The 18,779-nt window shown below is 65.3% G+C and carries 15 protein-coding genes and 1 pseudogene; 11 read left to right on the top strand and 5 right to left on the bottom strand.

The genetic code is table 11. The features are described 5' to 3' along the window. Window positions 1-44: 44 nt before the first annotated feature. Entirely contained in the window at window positions 45-2,069 is a 2,025-nt protein-coding gene (locus tag ACPGXI_RS11525) for an SGNH/GDSL hydrolase family protein (RefSeq protein WP_526652915.1), read from the top strand. Between the two features lie 78 nt (window positions 2,070-2,147). On the opposite strand, the gene ACPGXI_RS11530 is transcribed toward ACPGXI_RS11525, so the two are convergent. After that, window positions 2,148-2,486 (bottom strand): chorismate mutase, encoded by a 339-nt coding sequence (locus tag ACPGXI_RS11530; RefSeq protein ID WP_526652917.1) that lies wholly within the window; start codon window positions 2,484-2,486, stop codon window positions 2,148-2,150. 201 nt (window positions 2,487-2,687) lie between these two features. Here ACPGXI_RS11530 and ACPGXI_RS11535 point away from each other — a divergent pair, with 201 nt between their 5' ends. Next, window positions 2,688-5,066 (top strand): UvrD-helicase domain-containing protein, encoded by a 2,379-nt coding sequence (locus ACPGXI_RS11535; protein WP_526652919.1) that lies wholly within the window; start codon window positions 2,688-2,690, stop codon window positions 5,064-5,066. Between the two features lie 30 nt (window positions 5,067-5,096). On the opposite strand, the gene ACPGXI_RS11540 is transcribed toward ACPGXI_RS11535, so the two are convergent. Then, on the bottom strand, window positions 5,097-5,714 hold the full coding sequence (locus ACPGXI_RS11540) for a hypothetical protein (protein ID WP_526652949.1): 618 nt from the start codon (window positions 5,712-5,714) through the stop codon (window positions 5,097-5,099). Between the two features lie 93 nt (window positions 5,715-5,807). Further along, the gene (locus ACPGXI_RS11545; protein ID WP_526652921.1) at window positions 5,808-6,896 is read right to left on the bottom strand and encodes a M23 family metallopeptidase; all 1,089 of its coding nucleotides are present in this window, start codon (window positions 6,894-6,896) and stop codon (window positions 5,808-5,810) included. Window positions 6,897-7,181: 285 nt separating this feature from the next. On the opposite strand from ACPGXI_RS11545, the gene sucC reads away from it, so the two are divergent. From sucC to ACPGXI_RS11565, 4 genes are all read left to right on the top strand, one after another. Beyond that, on the top strand, window positions 7,182-8,345 hold the full coding sequence (gene sucC / locus ACPGXI_RS11550) for an ADP-forming succinate--CoA ligase subunit beta (RefSeq protein WP_526652923.1): 1,164 nt from the start codon (window positions 7,182-7,184) through the stop codon (window positions 8,343-8,345). An 18-nt stretch (window positions 8,346-8,363) separates the two neighbouring features. Continuing rightward, on the top strand, window positions 8,364-9,266 hold the full coding sequence (gene sucD / locus ACPGXI_RS11555) for a succinate--CoA ligase subunit alpha (RefSeq protein ID WP_526652925.1): 903 nt from the start codon (window positions 8,364-8,366) through the stop codon (window positions 9,264-9,266). A 132-nt stretch (window positions 9,267-9,398) separates the two neighbouring features. Continuing rightward, complete coding sequence (locus ACPGXI_RS11560; RefSeq protein WP_526652926.1) at window positions 9,399-10,928, top strand: acetyl-CoA acetyltransferase; 1,530 nt, start codon at window positions 9,399-9,401, stop codon at window positions 10,926-10,928. A gap of 142 nt (window positions 10,929-11,070) precedes the next feature. Next, window positions 11,071-11,901 (top strand): lysophospholipid acyltransferase family protein, encoded by an 831-nt coding sequence (locus ACPGXI_RS11565; protein WP_526652928.1) that lies wholly within the window; start codon window positions 11,071-11,073, stop codon window positions 11,899-11,901. A 47-nt stretch (window positions 11,902-11,948) separates the two neighbouring features. Here ACPGXI_RS11565 and ACPGXI_RS11570 read toward each other — a convergent pair whose 3' ends face one another. Both ACPGXI_RS11570 and ACPGXI_RS11575 read right to left on the bottom strand, forming a co-directional pair. Then, window positions 11,949-12,569: a hypothetical protein gene (locus ACPGXI_RS11570; protein WP_526652930.1), complete on the bottom strand. Its 621-nt coding sequence runs from the start codon at window positions 12,567-12,569 to the stop codon at window positions 11,949-11,951. Between the two features lie 144 nt (window positions 12,570-12,713). Beyond that, entirely contained in the window at window positions 12,714-13,562 is an 849-nt protein-coding gene (locus ACPGXI_RS11575) for an LLM class F420-dependent oxidoreductase (RefSeq protein WP_526652932.1), read from the bottom strand. Between the two features lie 235 nt (window positions 13,563-13,797). On the opposite strand from ACPGXI_RS11575, the gene ACPGXI_RS11580 reads away from it, so the two are divergent. From ACPGXI_RS11580 to ACPGXI_RS11600, 5 genes and pseudogenes are all read left to right on the top strand, one after another. Further along, complete coding sequence (locus ACPGXI_RS11580; RefSeq protein WP_526652934.1) at window positions 13,798-14,679, top strand: DUF5336 domain-containing protein; 882 nt, start codon at window positions 13,798-13,800, stop codon at window positions 14,677-14,679. 60 nt (window positions 14,680-14,739) lie between these two features. Beyond that, window positions 14,740-16,239, top strand: coding sequence for a cell division protein PerM (locus ACPGXI_RS11585; protein ID WP_526652935.1), 1,500 nt, complete (start codon window positions 14,740-14,742; stop codon window positions 16,237-16,239). A gap of 36 nt (window positions 16,240-16,275) precedes the next feature. Beyond that, entirely contained in the window at window positions 16,276-16,905 is a 630-nt protein-coding gene (gene purN, locus ACPGXI_RS11590; protein WP_526652937.1) for a phosphoribosylglycinamide formyltransferase, read from the top strand. Beyond that, window positions 16,902-18,491 carry a bifunctional phosphoribosylaminoimidazolecarboxamide formyltransferase/IMP cyclohydrolase gene (gene purH / locus ACPGXI_RS11595; protein WP_526652939.1) on the top strand — a complete coding sequence of 530 codons (1,590 nt, stop codon included), beginning with the start codon at window positions 16,902-16,904 and terminating at the stop codon, window positions 18,489-18,491. The genes purN and purH overlap by 4 nt, the downstream gene beginning before the upstream one ends. A gap of 100 nt (window positions 18,492-18,591) precedes the next feature. Then, window positions 18,592-18,779: pseudogene (locus tag ACPGXI_RS11600) on the top strand (magnesium chelatase); the annotation flags it as partial.

The following is an 18,779-nucleotide window of genomic DNA, read 5'->3' on the forward strand; positions in this document are numbered from 1 at the left end:
CCCATAAAATTCCTTGCTCGGAGCAGCAAGGAGGACCCTGGACCGTGACTGCCGTCAGTGCGGCGCCGATCCGTGTGGGTCAACGCAAATATGTGAGCCCGGGTCGCGGAATCGCGGCCCTGGACGGCGTCCGGGCAATCGCCGTCGCGCTCGTGCTGGCCGACCACGGCGGCATTCCCGGACTGTCCGGTGGCTTCCTGGGCGTCGACGTCTTCTTCGTCCTCAGCGGGTTTCTGATTACCTCGCTGTTGATCGACGAGATCGGCCGCACCGGACGGATCGGGCTGAAGGACTTCTGGATTCGCCGCGCCCGAAGGTTGCTACCGGCGCTGATCATCATGGTTGCCGCCGTCGTGGCGGCCCGCGAATTGTTTGCGGCCGAGTCCACCGCGGCCCTTCGCGACCACGCAGTCGCCACCTTGTTCTGGATGTCGAACTGGGTCTTCGTCGCCGAGAAGAGTGACTACTTCTCTCAGGGTGCCCCGCCGTCGCCCCTTCAGCACACCTGGTCACTCGGAGTCGAGGAGCAGTACTACATCCTCTGGCCGTTGCTGCTGGCCGCGGTGGTCGCGGGTCTCGCCGCACTGGCATATCGCCGAGGCCGACCGTTGACGGTGCGAGTGGTCCGTATTGCGGTATTCGTCATCGCGTCGGTAGGGGTGATCGGGTCCGCGGGCGCGACGATAGTGTTCAGTTCCGGGGCCTCTCAAGCGACGCTCAATCGGATCTATTTCGGCACCGACACCCGTATGCAGGCGCTTCTCGTCGGCGCGGCCGCAGCGGCATTGCTGGTGCGTGACTGGCGTGGATTGACCGCAGGCGGGACGATCCTGCGCTCTCGGTGGGCCCGGTGGATTGCTCGCGCACTGCCGTTTGTCGGGTTGGCGCTGCTGGCGGCGGCCGCCCATCTCGCCACCGGCAGCGCGGAGGAGTTCCGTCGCGGGCTGCTGATCGTGGTTGCGGTGGCGGCGATCCTTGTCGTCGCTTCGGTGGCGCTTGAGCAGGATGGGCCGGTCGCGCGCGTGCTTGCGCTACCGCCACTGGTCGGGCTCGGCGTGATCTCCTACGGCGTTTACCTGTGGCATTGGCCCATCTTCCTGGTGGTCAACGGGGAACGGACCGGTGCGACCGGCTGGGAACTGTTCGCGTTGCGATGCGCGGCGACCATCGCGGTCGCGACGGTGGTGTGGTGGCTGGTCGAACAACCCGTCCGCCGGTGGCGGCCGGTGACCGTGCCGATGCTGCCGCTGGCCGCCGCAACGGCGGCGACCGCCGCGGTGGTGGCGATGACCGTGCTACCGGTGGGGGTGAAACCCGGCGAGTCGGGGCTCGGGCCGCAGGTCGACTCCGCGGCATTGATCGGCCCTGAGATTCCGGTCGAGGTGGCCAGATCGGCGCGACAGGGCGCCCCCGGAGACACCAGGGTGGTGGTGTTCGGGGACTCCATTGCGTGGACTCTGATGCGCTATCTGCCCGAGACGCCGGGGCTCGATTTCGCCGACTACACCACCATCGGATGCGGTATCGCCCGCGGTGGACCGTATGAATACGTCGGACGGGAGCTGGATCAAAAACCTGCGTGCGATGCCTGGCCCAGTCGGTGGGCGCAGCGGATCAATCATGAGCGGCCCGATGTGGTGCTGTTGACCATTGGGCGCTGGGAGGTCGTCGACCGGATGAAGGATGGCCGCTGGACGCATATCGGCGAGTCGGGCTACGACGCTTACCTGCGCGCTGAGTTAAATCGCGCGCTGGACATCCTGGGGTCGACCGGTGCGCGGATCGTCGTGACGACGGAGCCGTACAACCGGCGTGCGGAGAAAGCGGACGGCAGCCTCTACCCCGAAGACCAGCCGAAACGGGTCGACCGCTGGAACGCGCTAGTGCGCAGCGTCGTCTCTGCCAGGCCGAACGCCTCGCTGCTGGACCTGAACCGCAAGATGAGCCCCAACGGGTACTACCAGACCAGGGTCAACGGCATCAAGATGCGCAGCGACGGTGTGCATCCGACGCCGGAGGCGGTCGAATGGTTGACGCCGTGGCTGGTCGAGGCGCTCGGTCCCCAGTGATTTCGGTGCACTGATTTTGGGTGCACTTTGTCACGCGCACGGTGACAAAATGCACCGAAATCGCGGCGGGAGAGGGGCTCAGTGGCCGAGGCGACCCCGGCCCAGGCGGAGCAGCAGCATCGCCAGGTTCTTACCCTCGGCACCGAGCACGCTGTAGCGCCCGATGACTTTCATTTCCCGGCTGTGCACCAGTCGGGTGCCGCCGGAGGCCATGCGGGCCTTGCCGATCAGCTGAGATACCTCGGTGCGGCGCTGGACCGCTTCGAGGATCGTCGCGTCGAGGCGATCGATCTCCAGACGAAGTTCGTCGATATCGGGTGCATCCGACGATCTCATAGTTTCTGAGGCTCCCGTGATTGCCATCGTCGTCATTTCTTGGTTCTCCGAATACTCGTTGTGTGAAGGGTCTGGTCTCATCCGGTTTCGGGCCTCACACAAGAGACGAGCCCCGGATCCGGAAGCGGACCGCGGGGCTGGAAGGAAGCAGCTAAACCACGAGCACCGCTGGCCGGTACCCGTAAAAAAATCGCCACTGCGCAGTTAGCACGCATTGAGTGTGCCACTACCGACCGTGCCAGCGCAAAGAGTGTCGCAGGGCAGCGGTAGGTTTGAGACGACATGTTTGCCCCCTCAGTGCCTACCGAAACTCCAGTGCCTACCCAAACAGATCACCTTCACTCGGACCTCCTCGACGGCCTGAACCCGCAGCAACGCCTCGCCGTGCTGCATGAGGGTTCCCCGCTGCTGATCGTCGCCGGCGCCGGCTCCGGTAAGACCGCGGTCCTCACCCGCCGGATCGCCTATCTGCTGGCTGCTCGCGGCGTGGGCGTGGGGCAGGTGCTTGCCATCACGTTCACCAACAAAGCGGCTGCCGAGATGCGTGAACGAATCGGGCAGTTGGTGGGCCCGCGGGCCCGAAACATGTGGGTGTCGACCTTCCACTCGACGTGTGTGCGGATCCTGCGCAACCAGGCCTCGCTGCTGCCGGGGCTCAACTCCAACTTCTCCATCTACGACGCCGACGACTCACGACGCCTGCTGCTGATGATCGCCAAGGATAAGGGTCTGGACACCAAGCGGAACTCGCCGCGATTGCTCGCCAACGGCATCTCCAACCTCAAGAACGAACTGATAAGCCCTGAGCAGGCTCAGGCCGATGTGGCCCAGGAAGCCCCTGCGGCCGCCGACGATCTGGCCCGCACCATCGCCGAGGTATACGGGGAGTACCAGCGCAGGTTGCGCGCGGCGAATGCCCTGGACTTCGATGACCTGATCGGCGAGACAGTCACTGTGCTGCAGGCCTTTCCGCAGATCGCCCAGTACTATCGGCGGAGGTTCCGGCACATCCTCGTCGACGAGTATCAGGACACCAACCACGCCCAGTACGTGTTGGTGCGTGAGCTCGTAGGAGTCAGAGAGCTCGGCGAAACAGACACCGAAGCGGTCGCTCTGGCTGAGCTCTGTGTGGTCGGTGATGCCGACCAGTCCATCTATGCGTTCCGCGGTGCGACGATCCGCAACATCGAGGACTTCGAACGCGATTTCCCGAGCGCCACGACGATTGTTCTGGAGCAGAACTATCGCTCGACCCAGACGATCCTGAACGCGGCTAACTCCGTGATCGCGCGGAACGCCGGGCGCCGTGAGAAACGGCTGTGGACCGACGCTGGAGACGGCGAACTGATCGTCGGCTACGTCGCCGACAACGAGCACGATGAGGCCAGGTTTGTCGCTCAGGAGATCGACTCGCTGTTTGACAGCGCTGATTCGTCGGCCAGCGGGTTCTCCTACAACGACGTGGCGGTGTTCTACCGCACCAACAACTCCTCTCGCGCCATCGAAGAGGTATTCATCAGGGCCGGCATTCCGTACAAAGTCGTTGGGGGAGTGCGCTTCTACGAGCGCAGAGAGATTCGGGACGTCGTCGCCTACCTGCGGGTGCTGGACAACCCTGGCGATTCGGTGAGCATGCGGCGCATCCTCAACACCCCGCGCCGCGGCATCGGCGATCGGGCTGAGGCGTGCGTCGCGGTGCATGCCGAGACCGCCGGCGTGAACTTCAATGATGCGTTGGTGGCGGCGGCCGAAGGCAAGGTGCCGATGCTCAACACCCGATCGGAGAAGGCGGTCGCCGGATTCGTCAGGCTAGTCGAGGGGCTGCGGGCCGAAGTCCACGGAGAACTCGGTGATCTCGTCGAGGCCGTGCTGGAGCGTACCGGCTACCGCGCCGAACTTGAGGCCTCGAGTGATCCGCAGGATCTTGCCAGGCTGGACAACCTCAATGAATTAGTTAGCGTCGCACATGAATTCAGCACCGACCTGGCCAACGCGAGGGCTTTGGCCGACGCCGAACCGGAGGATGAGGACGTTCCGGACATCGGGGTCCTGGCAGCTTTTCTGGAGCGGGTGTCACTGGTTGCCGACGCAGACGATATTCCAGAGCATGGGTCGGGTGTCGTGACGATGATGACACTCCACACGGCCAAGGGTCTGGAGTTCCCGACGGTCTTCGTCACCGGATGGGAAGACGGAATGTTTCCACACATGCGGGCGTTGGGCGATCCGGTCGAGCTGTCCGAGGAGCGTCGACTGGCCTACGTCGGAATCACCCGCGCTCGGCAGCGTCTCTATCTCAGCCGTGCCAAGATCCGCTCTTCATGGGGCCAACCGATGCTCAACCCCGAATCGCGCTTCCTTCGCGAGATTCCGCAGGAACTCATCGACTGGCGCCGCACAGAGCAGGCTTCCGCGTACTCCGCGCCGGTGAGCGGAGCGGGTCGGTTCGGTGCTGGCCGACCCTCGCCCACCCGGTCATCGACGGGCAAGCGTCCGCTGCTGGTGCTGGAACCCGGGGACCGCGTCACCCACGACAAGTACGGGCTAGGCAGGGTCGAAGAGGTGTCGGGCATGGGCGAATCCGCCATGTCGTTGATCGACTTCGGCAGTTCCGGCCGAGTGAAGCTCATGCACAACCATGCGCCGGTCTCAAAGCTCTAGTTCGGTCCCGGTGGGTCAGCGTTGTCAGGGCTAGCCTGTCCGGCTCCAGAGTGTGGTGTCGGGCAGCATCGCCAGCCCGATCGAAGCCAACGGCAGCAGCGGCATGGCGTATACCACCGTTGGTAGCTTCGCGCCTGCGACGAACAGGCTTGCGAAGATCAGGATGGCGACGACCGACCCGACGCCGATCAGAAGCTGACCGATACGACGGCGCAGTAACAACGCGATCACTCCTGCGATTGTGCCTGCCGCCGAGATTGCGGCCAGGAACCCGACCGCCACGCAGAACAACGGGTCCGTCCCCCACCACCCGGTGATCAGGTCCGTCGCGATGACGGCCGTTGCCCACCCGGACAGAATGCTCACGATGGCGGTGACGATGGCCGGCTTCGGGTCGGCAGCGCGGGTACGAGGCGTTCCGACCGCGACTGGCTTCGCGCGGGGAACCGCGGACTCCACGCTGGGAGGACGAGCAGCAGACGTCGGGGGTTCGGACGCTGCGGTGGGAATCTCGCCCGTAGGGTGCCGCCGGATGATGTCCCCCGAACTCGGGTGGGGCTCCAGCTTGCGCGGGGGGTGCGCCTCGGTCTTCGGGTCCGAAGAGGCCGGCAGTGGTTGGGACGGGGCGTTCAGCGGAGCGCGACGAATGAGCCGCGTGGTGTCTCCCGATGAGCGCTCGCCCGAAGAGTGTGTTCCCGATGAAGAGGTTGGCTCGGGACAGAGATCGTCGTCTCGGGCCACTCAGCCAACGTAGCCGCCGGCGGTGATTCCCCGCTCGGCCAGCCAGCCGACCGGATCGACCCGGTCAGTGCCGTTGAGGTGCACTTCGAAATGCAGGTGCGGCCCGGTCGAGTTGCCGGTATTGCCCATTCGGGCGATCTGGTCACCGGCCATCACCCGTTGGCCGACGTTGACGAGCACGGAACTGTTGTGTCCGTATAGCGTCGCCGTACCGTCGGAATGGCGCATTTTGACGATGTTGCCGTACCCGCCTTCGTATCCAGCGGAGACAACCACACCGTCGGCCGCGGCCAGGATCGGGGTGCCGATCGAGTTGGCGATGTCGATCCCGCCGTGCAGCACGCCCCAGCGGTACCCGAAACCGGAAGTCCACAAGCCCCGCGTCGGCATCGCGAACTGTGGGCGGGTCAGCTGGGCCTCACGTTCGGCGCGTTCCTGGGCGAACGCCGCGGCTTTGATGATCTCCTCGGCATGAACGGCCGAATTCGCGGCCTGAGCGACCGTCACGATCTGCATGCCGTCCAACGATCCGGTGACGACTCCGCCGTCGCCGGTCGCCGTCTCTTCGGCAGCGAGCACCGTCTCCACGGGGGCGTTCTGCACCTGGTTGGTCATCGTGTAGGCGCCCGCCGCGGTGGCTCCGACGGCCATGGCGGCGACCATCAGGCGACCCTTGACGGGCACCTCGGCTTTGCGATGCAGCCCTTGGTGGCCGCGCATGTCGATGACGTCGGTTGCGGCTGTTCCGTCGCTGACGTCGGTGTGGCTTCCCTGGTACCCCCGTGTCGTCGCGCGACGCCGCGTGCGGAACTGCGTGGGCACTTCGAGGCGTAGCGGCACGAGGTCGTCGGTGTGGTGCATGTCGTCGAGTTCGGGGGCATGGACGACCCGCGCATCGCGGTCGAACGCAGCGTGCGGCAGCAGGTCGACATCGGTGAGATCTTCGAGGTCACCGAACTCGTTGAACGGAATGATGTCGGTGACCTCAGCGGGTCCGGGAGCCGTGACAGACGGCCGAACGCCGGATCGTGTGTCAGGAGCGTTTGTCGAGAATCCATCGGCGGACCGAGGTGAACGATGCTGAGTCAACCTGAAAATCCTTGTCGTCGTGATCAGACCGTTATCTTGACCAGAGGACGTTAACCAAATTCCAATGAAAGTGCCAACCCGGGTGACTATTCCGGCAGAGAATGTGATTTTAATCACGGTGCTGCGGCGCGGAGACTTGCGTCATGACGGTAGGCGGTGGAGAGGGCATGTGCCCGAGTCGATAAAGTTTTCCTGACCCAATTGGACCAAACACCTCCGTGGAGGTTCGGTGGGCGGGATAGTCGCAGCGACTGCGGATAACAACGACAGACAGACGGTGGGTCCATGGATCTCTTCGAGTATCAGGCGAAGGAACTGTTCGCCAAGCACAACGTCCCGACGACGCCCGGCCGGGTCACAGATTCCGCCCAGGACGCCAAGGCCATCGCCGAGGAGATCGGCAAGCCGGTAATGGTGAAGGCGCAGGTCAAGGTCGGTGGGCGCGGCAAGGCAGGTGGGGTCAAGTACGCCGCGACCCCCGAGGACGCGTTCACTCACGCGCAGAACATTCTCGGCCTGGACATCAAGGGCCACATCGTCAAGAAGCTGCTGGTCGCCGAGGCCAGTGACATCGCCGAGGAGTACTACATCTCCTTCCTGCTGGACCGCGCCAACCGCACCTATCTGGCAATGTGCTCGGTCGAGGGCGGCGTGGAGATCGAGGAAGTGGCCGCCACCAAGCCCGAGCGGCTCGCCAAGGTGCCGGTGGATGCGGTCAAAGGTGTCGACCTGGCCACCGCGCGGTCAATCGCCGAGCAGGGCCATCTGCCTGCCGAAGTGCTCGACGCCGCAGCGGTGACCATCGCCAAGCTGTGGGATGTCTTCGTCGGAGAGGACGCCACTCTCGTCGAAGTCAACCCGTTGGTGCGCACTCCGGACGACCAGATTCTGGCGCTGGACGGCAAGGTCACCCTCGACGCGAACGCTGACTTCCGCCAGCCCGGACACGTCGAGTTCGAGGACAAGGCCGCCACCGATCCGCTCGAGCTGAAGGCCAAGGAGAACGACCTCAACTACGTCAAACTCGACGGTGCGGTCGGCATTATCGGTAACGGCGCCGGTCTGGTCATGTCCACCCTGGACGTGGTGGCCTACGCCGGTGAGCAGCACGGCGGCGTCAAGCCCGCCAACTTTCTCGACATCGGCGGCGGCGCCTCGGCCGAGGTGATGGCCGCCGGCCTTGACGTCATCCTGGGCGACAGCCAGGTCAAGAGTGTGTTCGTCAACGTATTCGGCGGCATCACTTCGTGCGACGCGGTGGCCAGCGGAATCGTTGGAGCGCTGCAGACCCTCGGGGACGACGCCAACAAGCCGCTGGTTGTGCGGCTCGACGGCAACAACGTCGAGGAGGGTCGCCGAATCTTGGCCGAGGCCAACCACCCGCTGGTGATCCAGGCCGACACCATGGACTCTGGCGCCGACAAAGCCGCCGAGCTGGCGAACAAGTAGAAAAGGACTCAACGCCTCGTGTCTATCTTTCTTAACTCAAAGTCCAAGGTCATCGTCCAGGGCATCACCGGCGGAGAGGGCACCAAGCACACCGCGCTGATGCTCAAGGCGGGCACCCAGGTGGTGGGTGGCGTGAACGCCCGCAAAGCCGGAACCGAGGTGACCCACGTGAACAAGGCCGGCGAGGAAATCAAGCTTCCCGTGTTCGGCAGCGTCGCCGAGGCGATGAAGGAGACCGGCGCCGACGTGTCGATCGCGTTCGTGCCGCCGGCCTTCTCCAAGGACGCCATCATCGAGGCGATCGACGCCGAGATCCCGCTGCTGGTGGTGATTACCGAGGGAATTCCGGTGCAGGACAGCGCCTATGTGTGGGCCTATAACGTCGACAAGGGAGAGAAGACCCGCATCATCGGCCCGAACTGCCCCGGCATCATCACCCCGGACGAGTCGCTGGTCGGCATCACGCCGAACAACATCACCGGCAAGGGCCCGATCGGGCTGGTGTCGAAGTCCGGCACGCTGACCTACCAGATGATGTTCGAACTGCGCGATCTCGGCTTCTCCACCGCCATCGGCATCGGCGGCGACCCGGTCATCGGCACCACCCACATCGACGCCATTGCGGCGTTCGAGAAGGATCCCGAGACCAAGGTCATCGTGATGATCGGCGAGATCGGCGGCGACGCCGAGGAGCGCGCGGCCGACTACATCAAGGCAAACGTTTCCAAGCCGGTGGTCGGATACGTTGCGGGCTTCACCGCGCCGGAGGGCAAGACCATGGGCCACGCCGGCGCCATCGTGTCGGGCTCATCGGGCACCGCCGCCGCCAAGCAGGAGGCCCTGGAGGCCGCGGGTGTCAAGGTCGGAAAGACGCCGTCGGCAGCCGCCAATCTCGCCCGCGAGATCTTCGAAAGCCTCTAGTCCTTTCCCGGCTAGGTACTCTTTCCCGCGAGCGCGCGTGTCTGCGCCGCGGCACGCCGAGGCCTGCCGTGCAATTGCGCACCCTCGCGGGCCTTTTCGGCCGTTGTTCGAAGTACCCGGGAGGGCGGCAGCATGGCAGTTGATCCACGGACGCCAGTCATCGTAGGTGTCGGTCAGTTCACCGAACGGATCGACGAACCGAGCTATCGCGGCATGTCGGCTGTGGACCTCGCGACGGCCGCAGCCCGGGCGGCGTTGACCGACACCGGCGCGAACGAAGCCAGAGTCGCCGAGGCCGTCGACACCGTGTTCGGGCTGCGGCAGTTCGAAATCTCCGGGCCGATGCCGGCGACGCTGGGCAAGTCGAACAACTACCCCCGGTCGGTGATGAATCGCCTCGGCGGCGACCCCGCCCGCGTCGTTCTGGAACCCGTCGGCGGGAATGGTCCGCAGAAGCTCGTCACCGAGGTCGGCAGCCTGATCGTCGCGGGGGGCGCCGACGTTGTCATCATCATGGGCTCGGAGGCCGGCTCGACGGCAAAACACTTCGCCGACAGAGATGACAAACCCGACTTCACTGAACATGTCGACGGTCAGATCGAGGACCGCGGTCATCAGATTTTCAGCTATGTCGACGAGTACACCGTGCAGCACGGGCTCACCGGTGCTCCGGTTCAGTACGGTCTGCTTGACAACGCGCGGCGGGCGCGCCTCAGCCTTGGCGTCGGCGAATACCGACACCAGATGGCGGAGCTGTTTGCTCCGATGTCGCTAATCGCCGCAAAGAATCCGTTCTCGTCGTCTCGGGTGGAGCGCTCGGTCGCAGAGATCGAGACGATCACCGACGCGAACCGGATGATCTGCGACCCATACCCTCGTCTGCTGGTCGCCCGCGATACGGTCAACCAAGGCTGCGCGACTGTGCTCATGTCCGTCGCCGCAGCACGCAGACTCAATGTGTCGGAAGAGAAATGGGTGTTCCTACACGGGCATTCCGACTTGGTTGAACAGGCTCTACTGGAGCGCGTTGACCTAGGCGCCAGCCCGGCCTCGGTGCTCGCGGCGCATGAGGGTCTACGGGTCGCCGGAATCGGTGTCGACGACATCGCGACATTCGACCTCTACAGTTGCTTCCCGTTTCCGGTGTTTCTGATCTGCGATGCGCTCGGCCTATCGGCCCACGACCCGCGCGGTTTGACGCTGACCGGTGGGCTCCCTTACTTCGGCGGTCCCGGAAATAGCTATTCGCTGCACGGAATCGCCGAGACGGTTACCCAGATGCGTTCCAGACCAAAGCAATTCGGCTTCGTTGGCGCCAATGGTGGGATAATGAGCAAGTATTCGGTCGGAATCTACTCCACTGAACCGACCGAATGGCGGACGTCCGGCAGTGCGGAACTGGCGACGCGGGTTGCCGCCTTGCCGGCGATCCCGGTGACGAAGGCCGCCGACGGTGCGGGTGTGATCGAGACCTACTCGGTGCGGCATGACTGGCCGGTGCGGACCGGAATCATCGTCGGCCGCCTGGACGCCGACGGCAGCCGGTTCATGGCGACCAGTGCGGATGTCGACCTGGTTTCGTATATGTCAGAGGGTGATCCGCTGGGAGCGAAGATCACCGTGACGCCGACTGCGAACGGCAACCGCGCAGTGCTTCGCTAGAAGCTACTCAGACCCATAGAGGCGGTGGTGGGCGGGATCTCCTCAGCCGCAGCAGTGCTGCGATACCCGGTCAGCGGCGACCTGGCGGTGCAAGGGCGCTCGTTCGCGACTGCTGGCAATCGGTTTACCGCATACTGTCTTCGTGACGGACAGCGATACCACTGCCAGAGTTCCCGGGCCCCCGTCTGACGAAGAGTTGGGGCGAGCACTCCGGCTGATCGAGCCGATCCGCAAGGTAATCAATCCGAAGGTGTACGACATCGAGAACGTGCCGCGACAACGCGCGCTACTCGTTGGCAACCACACCGTGATGGGCATGCTCGACTCCCCGCTGATGTGCGCGGAGTTGTGGGAACGCGGGATAGTTGTTCGTTCTCTGGGTGACCACGCCCACTTCAAGGTTCCCGTTTGGCGCGAGGTTCTCACGGCGTGCGGGGTGGTGGACGGAACTCGGGCAATCACTTCGGAGCTCATGCGCCGCGGGGAGGTGATCCTTGTCTATCCCGGGGGTGGTCGTGAGGTCGCCAAGCGTAAGGGTGAGAAATACCGGCTCATCTGGAAGGAACGCATGGGCTTCGCCCGGCTGGCCATTGAGCACGGCTATACGATCGTGCCGTTCGCGGCAGTGGGTGCAGAGGATGCTGTCGACATCATGATCGACGGAGACAACCCGCTACTGGCCCCGACGCGGCTGTTCGTCGAGAAGGTACTGGGCAGTCCGAACGTGATGCCGATAACGCGCGGTATCGGGATGACACCCTTTCCCCGACCGGAACGCCAGTACTACTGGTTCGGTGAACCAATCCCCACCGAGCCGTTCAGGGGCCAGCAGGCCGATGACACGGTCGTGCGCCTGGTGCGCGAGCAGACCAAGAATGCGGTGGAGGCGGGGATGGAATTTCTGCTCGGCGAACGGGAGAACGATCCCAACCGGTCTGTGATGCAGCGGCTGCTGGGGCCCGAGCGGCGCTAGCGTCGGCCCGTAACGGTTCGTTGGGCGCCAATCAGCTTGGCGGACTGCTAGAACAGCGTCGTGGACGTCGGGGTCAGCACGAAACCATGGTCGCCGACGCGGCATGCGGTGGTCCCGTCGGGGCCAACCCCACACGTCGAATTGCCTTTTTGCGCAGTGACTCTGGTCAAGGGCGGCAGTAGCGGCGGCGCCGTTGTGCCGAGCATCTCGAGATCCTCGGGCGCCGACTTTTCGACGGTGGCCGGCCCGTTCTGCTGCGCACTGACGCTCCAGATGCCGGGACCCTTGTCCGGCCGAGGCCCCCGGCAACTGACCCATTCGAATTCGGGTGTCGGGTAGGCGTTGTTGGAGCACTGGAGCCCGTCTGGCGTGGTGAACGCGAAACCCTGTACCCGAGGGCTGTCGACGACTGCGTAGACGTCGTAGGAGGCTTCGCTGTAGGGCGACAGGTCGGGGAAGTCGTCGTCAGTCCCGGCCGGTGTGGGTATCGCCGTGGACGGTGATGGCGTGGACGGTGATTGTGTGGACGGTGATTGTGTCGGCAACGTAGCGGCTTGCGGCGCGCTCTCGGGGTGACCGCACCCGCCGCCCACGACGGCACTCAAGGCAATGGTCGCTGTGGTGGCGAGGGCTCGGAGGCCTTTCGCGCGGTTCGGGGCCATCCGCACAGCCACAGCCTATCGACTGTGTGGGCATTCCAGTTTGTCGAACGGTTTGCCTGCCAACATGCAGACTCCGCCGGAGAGGACCTCCGGGCGCCGTCGCTGCGATCTCAGAGCGCCAACCGGTCAACACAGCCAAGTCGCCCGGTTTCAGTCGAGTCCCTTGAGTTTTGCTGCGAGTCGTTCGACGTAGGCGGCGACGTCGTCGGGGCTGCGGTCGGGCAGCCCGAAGAGGACTTCGGTGACGCCCAGGCCCTTCCATCGGGCGAGTTTGTCGGGGTCGGGTTTGAAGTCCAGGGCCACGATCTGAGGGGCACCGTCACGGCCGGCGGCGGCCCAGGTGTCCTGCAGGAGTTTGACGGGTTCGTCTATGGTGATGTCGCGGGGAGTGGTGATCCAGCCGTCGGCCGAGCGGGCGATCCATCTGAAATTCTTTTCGGTGCCTGCGGCGCCGACGAGGACCGGGATATGAGCTTGGACGGGTTTGGGCCAGGCCCAGCTGGGCCCGAAGTTGACGAATTCGCCGCGGTACTCGGCTTCTTCCTGGGTCCACAGGGCGCGCATGGCTTCGAGGTACTCGCGCAGCATGGTGCGTCGGCGCGCGGGCGGGACGTTATGGTCGGCCAGTTCATCGATGTTCCAGCCGAACCCGACGCCCAGCGAGACCCGGCCACCGGAGAGGTGGTCGAGGGAGGCGATGGATTTGGCCAGGGTGATGGGGTCGTGCTCGACGGGCAGGGCGACCGCGGTGGACAGCCGAACCTTTGTGGTGACCGCGGCGGCGGCGCCAAGGGACACCCAGGGGTCCAGGGTGCGCATGTAGCGGTCATCGGGAAGCGACCCGTCACCGGTGGTGGGGTGGGCGGCCTGGCGTTTGACCGGGATGTGGGTGTGCTCGGGTACGTAGAACGTCGTGAAGCCGTGGTCGTCAGCCAGCGCGGCCGCCGCTGCCGGGGTTATCCCGCGATCCGAAGTGAACAACACCAACCCGAAATCCATATGGAGAATTAGAACGTGTTTCAATCTGCGGGTGCAAGGCGGGACCCTGCAGCGCCCGGCTGGCGCCGAGGCGTGCCGGCGATATCCGAGGGTGCGCTAGCGTGGATCATCGAATCGTTGAAGCGGTCCGTCGGCCAACGCGGTCAGACCACGTCGTAGATGTCGTCAACGTCGTAGATGTCGTCACAGTCGATGTCACCGTCGATCCGACGGTCCGGACAGCACAGGAGAGTTCATGTCGTACCCACAAGGCGTGCCCGGAGGCCCCGGTTACCCACCCTCGCAGCAGCCGAACCCTCAGTTCGCCGCGCCGACTCAACAGTTCGCCAAGCTCCCCGAAAGCGACGCCGCAGGCCTGGACAGGCTGCCGGCATACCTCGCAGCGGCTGTTTGCGCCCTCGGCCTTCTGGTCTACCTAGCGAGCTTCGGCCCGCAGTTCACCGCGGGCGCCGAGTTTTTCATCACTCCCTTTCGGATCGACCTCGCGGTGGTCGCATCCCTCCTAGCTGGCCTGATCGCCGGGGCGGGATTGCTACCGAGGCAGACGGCGCGACCGACGTTGGTCGGGGTGCTCTCACTGCTGAGCTTCCTTCTCGTCATCTCGATCCTGCTTACCGCTCCCAGGGCTGTGACCATCGGCTGGGGCATGTATCTCGTTGTTGCCTGCACCGCGATCCAGGCCATAGTCGGGGTCGGGGCTCTGCTTCTCGGCGCGGGGGTAGTCAGCGCTTCGGCGCCGCGACCCAGGTACGAGCAGCCGCAGCAGTACGGCCAATACCCCGCTGCGTATTACGGTCAGCCGCCCGGACAGCCTCAGCCCGGCGCACCGGCGTATCAGCAGGGGCCTCTTCAGCCGCGGCCTGGCTACCCGTCGCAGTACGGCGGGGGCGGTCCTGGCAACGGGCCGTCCACCGGCGGGTTCCCGGCGGCCGCGCCGTCCGGAGATTCCGGGTCACCGACCCCACCCACCGGTTTCCCCACCTACAGCCGGCCGTCGCCGGGCAACGCCCCGGCTCCCCAGGCGTCCTCCGCGCAACAAACGTCCCAGACGCCGACCCAACAGGCGGCCCAGGGGCCGACGCAACACCAGTCGCAGTCGGATCAGTCATCGTCGTAGTCTGAGCCGCGCGTGCGCGAACGTCGCGCGCCCAGGCGTGTGCGAGGAGCGGCCCAACCCGTGGACAACCGACCAGTCGGGACGCGCCAAGCGCGTGACCTGCTCCGGGTAGCGTTCGGGCCGTCCCTGGTCGCGCTGATCATCATCGCCGCGGTGGTCCTGCTGCAGTTGCTGATGGCCAACAGCGACATGACCGGCGCGCTCGGTGCCGTCGCCAGCCTGTGGCTCGGTGTACATCAGGTCCCGGTGTCGATCGCCGGCAGTGCGCTCGGCGTGATGCCGCTTTTCCCGGTGCTGGCCATGATCTACGGCACCGCACGCACCACGGCGAGGGCCACCACCAGTTCATCGTGGTTCGTCACCCGCTGGATCGTGGCCTCCGCGCTGGGTGGTCCGGTGCTGATTGCGGCCATCTGCCTCGCAGTCATCCACGACGCCGCGTCAGTGCTGACCGAACTTCAGACGCCCGACGCGCTGCTCGCCTTCGGCAGCGTGTTCCTCGTGCACTTGATCGGCGCGCTGCTCGGCGTGGGTTCGCAGGTGGGCCGGCGGTTGCTGGTCGCCTCGCCGCTGCCGAAGTGGTTGCCCGATGCCCTCCGGGCGGCTGCGGTTGGCGTGATAGCCCTGATGGGCCTGTCCGGCGCGGTTGTCGCAGGATCGCTGATCGTGCACTGGTCGACCATGCATGAGTTGTACGCAATCACCGATTCGATGTTCGGGCAGTTGAGCCTGACGGTGCTGTCGGTGCTCTATCTGCCCAATGTGATGGTTGGTGCTGCGGCCGTCGCGGTCGGCTCCAGCGCCCACGTGGGCCTGGCGACGTTCAGCGCGTTCACGGTTTTCGGTGGTGACATCCCCGCACTGCCGGTATTGGCGGCGGCACCGACCCCGCCTCTCGGACCGATCTGGGTCGCCCTGCTGATTGTGGGCGCCGTTTCCGGCGTCGCGGTCGGGCAGCAATGCGCACGACGTCCGCTGCCGCTGTTGTCCGCGCTGGCCAAGGTGGTCGTGGCTGCGGCAATCGCGGCTGTGACGATGGCGCTGCTGGCTTTGGCCGGAAGTGGGGCCCTGGGCAATTTCGGTGACGTCGGCGTCGATCAGACGACGTTCGGCCCCGCCGTCTTCCTGTGGTTCGCCGGTATCGGTGCGCTGACCGTCGCGATGTCGGGCGGAATCCAGGCGCGGCCGCGCCGCCCCAAGGTTCCCAAGGTTCCTGACGTCGAAGCCGCCACCGATACCGCAGCCGGCGAGTCGGTCACCGAGACAGCGGCGGTGGCTGCCGATGAACAGGTCGAGTCGGTCGACACCGACCCCGAAATCGTCGAGTCCGTCCCCGAGGATGCCGAGTCCGTGCCCAAGGATGCCGAGATCCCGATAGATGCGGAGATCGAAACCGCTCCCGTGGTCGACGAAGACCTCGGTTCGCAACCGGCGACCGGCGACGGGCTACCCCGTGAAGAGCTTGACCCCGAGGAGCACTTCGTCGTGGACGAACCAGCGGACCACCTCGTCGCAGACGAACCAGCGGAACTGGAGTCCGAGGGCAACGGCGACCGTTGAGGTGCCGCCGGCAAGCCACCCATTAGGCTCTCAGGCGTGCAACCAGCGGTCCGTGTGCCCCCGAGCGCGCCCGCGCGGGTGGTGGTGCTCGCTTCGGGTACCGGGTCGCTGCTCGCTTCGTTGCTGAAATCCGCAGTCGGCGACTTCCCCGCCAGAGTGGTGGCGGTCGGAACCGACCGGGTTTGCGCCGCCGTGGACATTGCCGCGGCCGCGTCGGTACCGGTTTTCACTGTCCGGCTCGCCGACCACCCAAGCCGTGCTGCCTTCGACGCCGCTATCGCCGAGGCGACAGACATCTACCAACCCGACCTGGTGGTGTCGGCTGGGTTCATGAAAATTCTTGGACCCAAGTTCCTTTCGATGTTTCCCGGGCGGGTCATCAACACCCATCCCGCGTTGTTGCCCGCGTTCCCCGGCGCTCACGCGGTCCGTGACGCACTGGCCTACGGAGTCACGGTCACCGGGTGCACGGTGCACGTCGTCGATGCCGGGACTGACACCGGCCCGATCCTCGCGCAGCAGGCTGTTTCGGTGCTTGACGACGACGATGAGGTGACCCTGCACGAACGGATCAAAGTGATCGAGCGCCAGATGCTGGTGGATGTACTGGAGGCGTTGGCAATCCGCGGCGTGACGTGGACAGGACGAAAGGCGAACCTAGGATGAGCGAGAACGACAGCCTGTTCCGGCGGCGAATCCGCCGTGCGCTGATCAGCGTCTACGACAAATCCGGTCTCGTTCCGCTGGCCCAAGGCCTGCACGCTGCCGGTGTGGATATCGTGTCGACCGGATCGACGGCGAAAAACATTGCCGAAGCCGGTATTCCGGTAACGGAGGTGGAGGAGGTCACCGGCTTCCCCGAAGTTCTCGATGGTCGGGTGAAGACCCTGCATCCGCACGTGCACGCCGGACTGCTGGCCGATCAGCGCAAGTCCGAGCATGTTGCGGCCCTCGTCGAACTCGGCGTGTCGGCGTTCGAGCTCGTCGTGGTGAACCTCTACCCATTCGCTCAGACCGTCAACTCTGGCGCCGGCGTCGACGAGTGCGTGGAACAGATCGACATCGGTGGGCCGTCCATGGTGCGTGCGGCCGCCAAGAACCATCCGAGCGTCGCCGTGGTCGTCGATCCGCTGGGCTATGACGGTGTGTTGGCGGCGGTGCGAGCCGGTGGATTCACTCTAGAAGAGCGAAAGAAACTGGCGGCGTTGGCATTCCGGCACAGCGCCGATTACGACGTAGCCGTCGCGTCCTGGATGGAGTCGGTACTGGCGCCCGAGAATGGCGTTGCGAAAGCGCCGGCGTCGCTGCCGCCATGGCTCGGGGCGACGTTCCGGCGCGCTGCCGTGTTGCGTTACGGCGAGAACCCGCACCAGCAGGCCGCACTCTACTGTGACGACGGCGGGTGGCCGGGGCTGGCACAGGCCGAGCAGTTGCATGGAAAAGAGATGTCCTACAACAACTACACCGACGCCGACGCAGCGTGGCGTGCGGCGTTTGACCACGAGGACATCTGCGTCGCGATAATCAAGCATGCCAACCCGTGCGGCATCGCGGTGTCGTCGTCTTCGGTGGCCGACGCCCATCGAAAGGCCCACGACTGTGATCCACTGTCTGCCTTCGGCGGTGTGATCGCGGCGAACACCGAGGTCAGCGTCGAGATGGCCCAGACCGTCGCCGGCATCTTCACCGAGGTGATCATCGCGCCGGCCTATGAGCCAGGAGCGGTGGAGGTCCTGGCCGCCAAGAAGAACATCCGCGTGCTCCTCGCCTCCGAGCCGCGACAGCGTGGGACCGAGTTCCGGCAGGTCAGCGGTGGCCTCCTGGTCCAACAGCGCGACGCCATCGATGCCGCCGGCGACGATGTCGACAACTGGACCCTGGCCGCCGGGTCGCCGGCCGACCCGTCGACGATCGCCGATCTCGTGTTCGCCTGGCGGACCTGCCGGGCGGTCAAGTCCAACGCGATTGTGATCGCCAAAGACGGGGCGACGGTCGGCGTCGGGATGGGTCAGGTCAACCGGGTGGATGCGGCTCGTCTGGCGGTCGATCGGGCCGGTGACCGCAGCGCGGACGGGGTCGGGGCATCCGATGCGTTCTTCCCCTTCCCCGATGGCCTGGAGACATTGATGCGAGCCGGCGTGAAGGCAGTGGTGCATCCCGGCGGGTCGGTGCGCGACGACGAAGTGACCGCTGCTGCCGAAGCGGCCGGGATCACGCTGTATCTCACAGGAGCGCGTCACTTCGCGCACTGAGGGTTCGGGGCCGCTGGTGAGCGCGCCCAAAATGCCAGCTTGTGGCGGTGCGTCGGGTGCAGACACGCGCTCCCGCGGGCAGGGGTCGTAGCGTGGAGACGTGACTCCACCTAACGACCTCCCTCGTACGATCGGCGAACTGCGGGCGACTGGGCATCAGGAACGCAGCATCAAGGCCGAGATGCGCGACAATCTGCTGGCCGCGTTGGCTGACGGTCGGCGTCCATGGGCCGGCATCCTGGGTTTCGATGACACCGTCATCCCACAGCTGGAACGTGCGCTCATCGC

The sequence above is a fragment of the Mycobacterium sp. genome (assembly GCF_049608025.1).
GTDB lineage: Bacteria > Actinomycetota > Actinomycetes > Mycobacteriales > Mycobacteriaceae > Mycobacterium.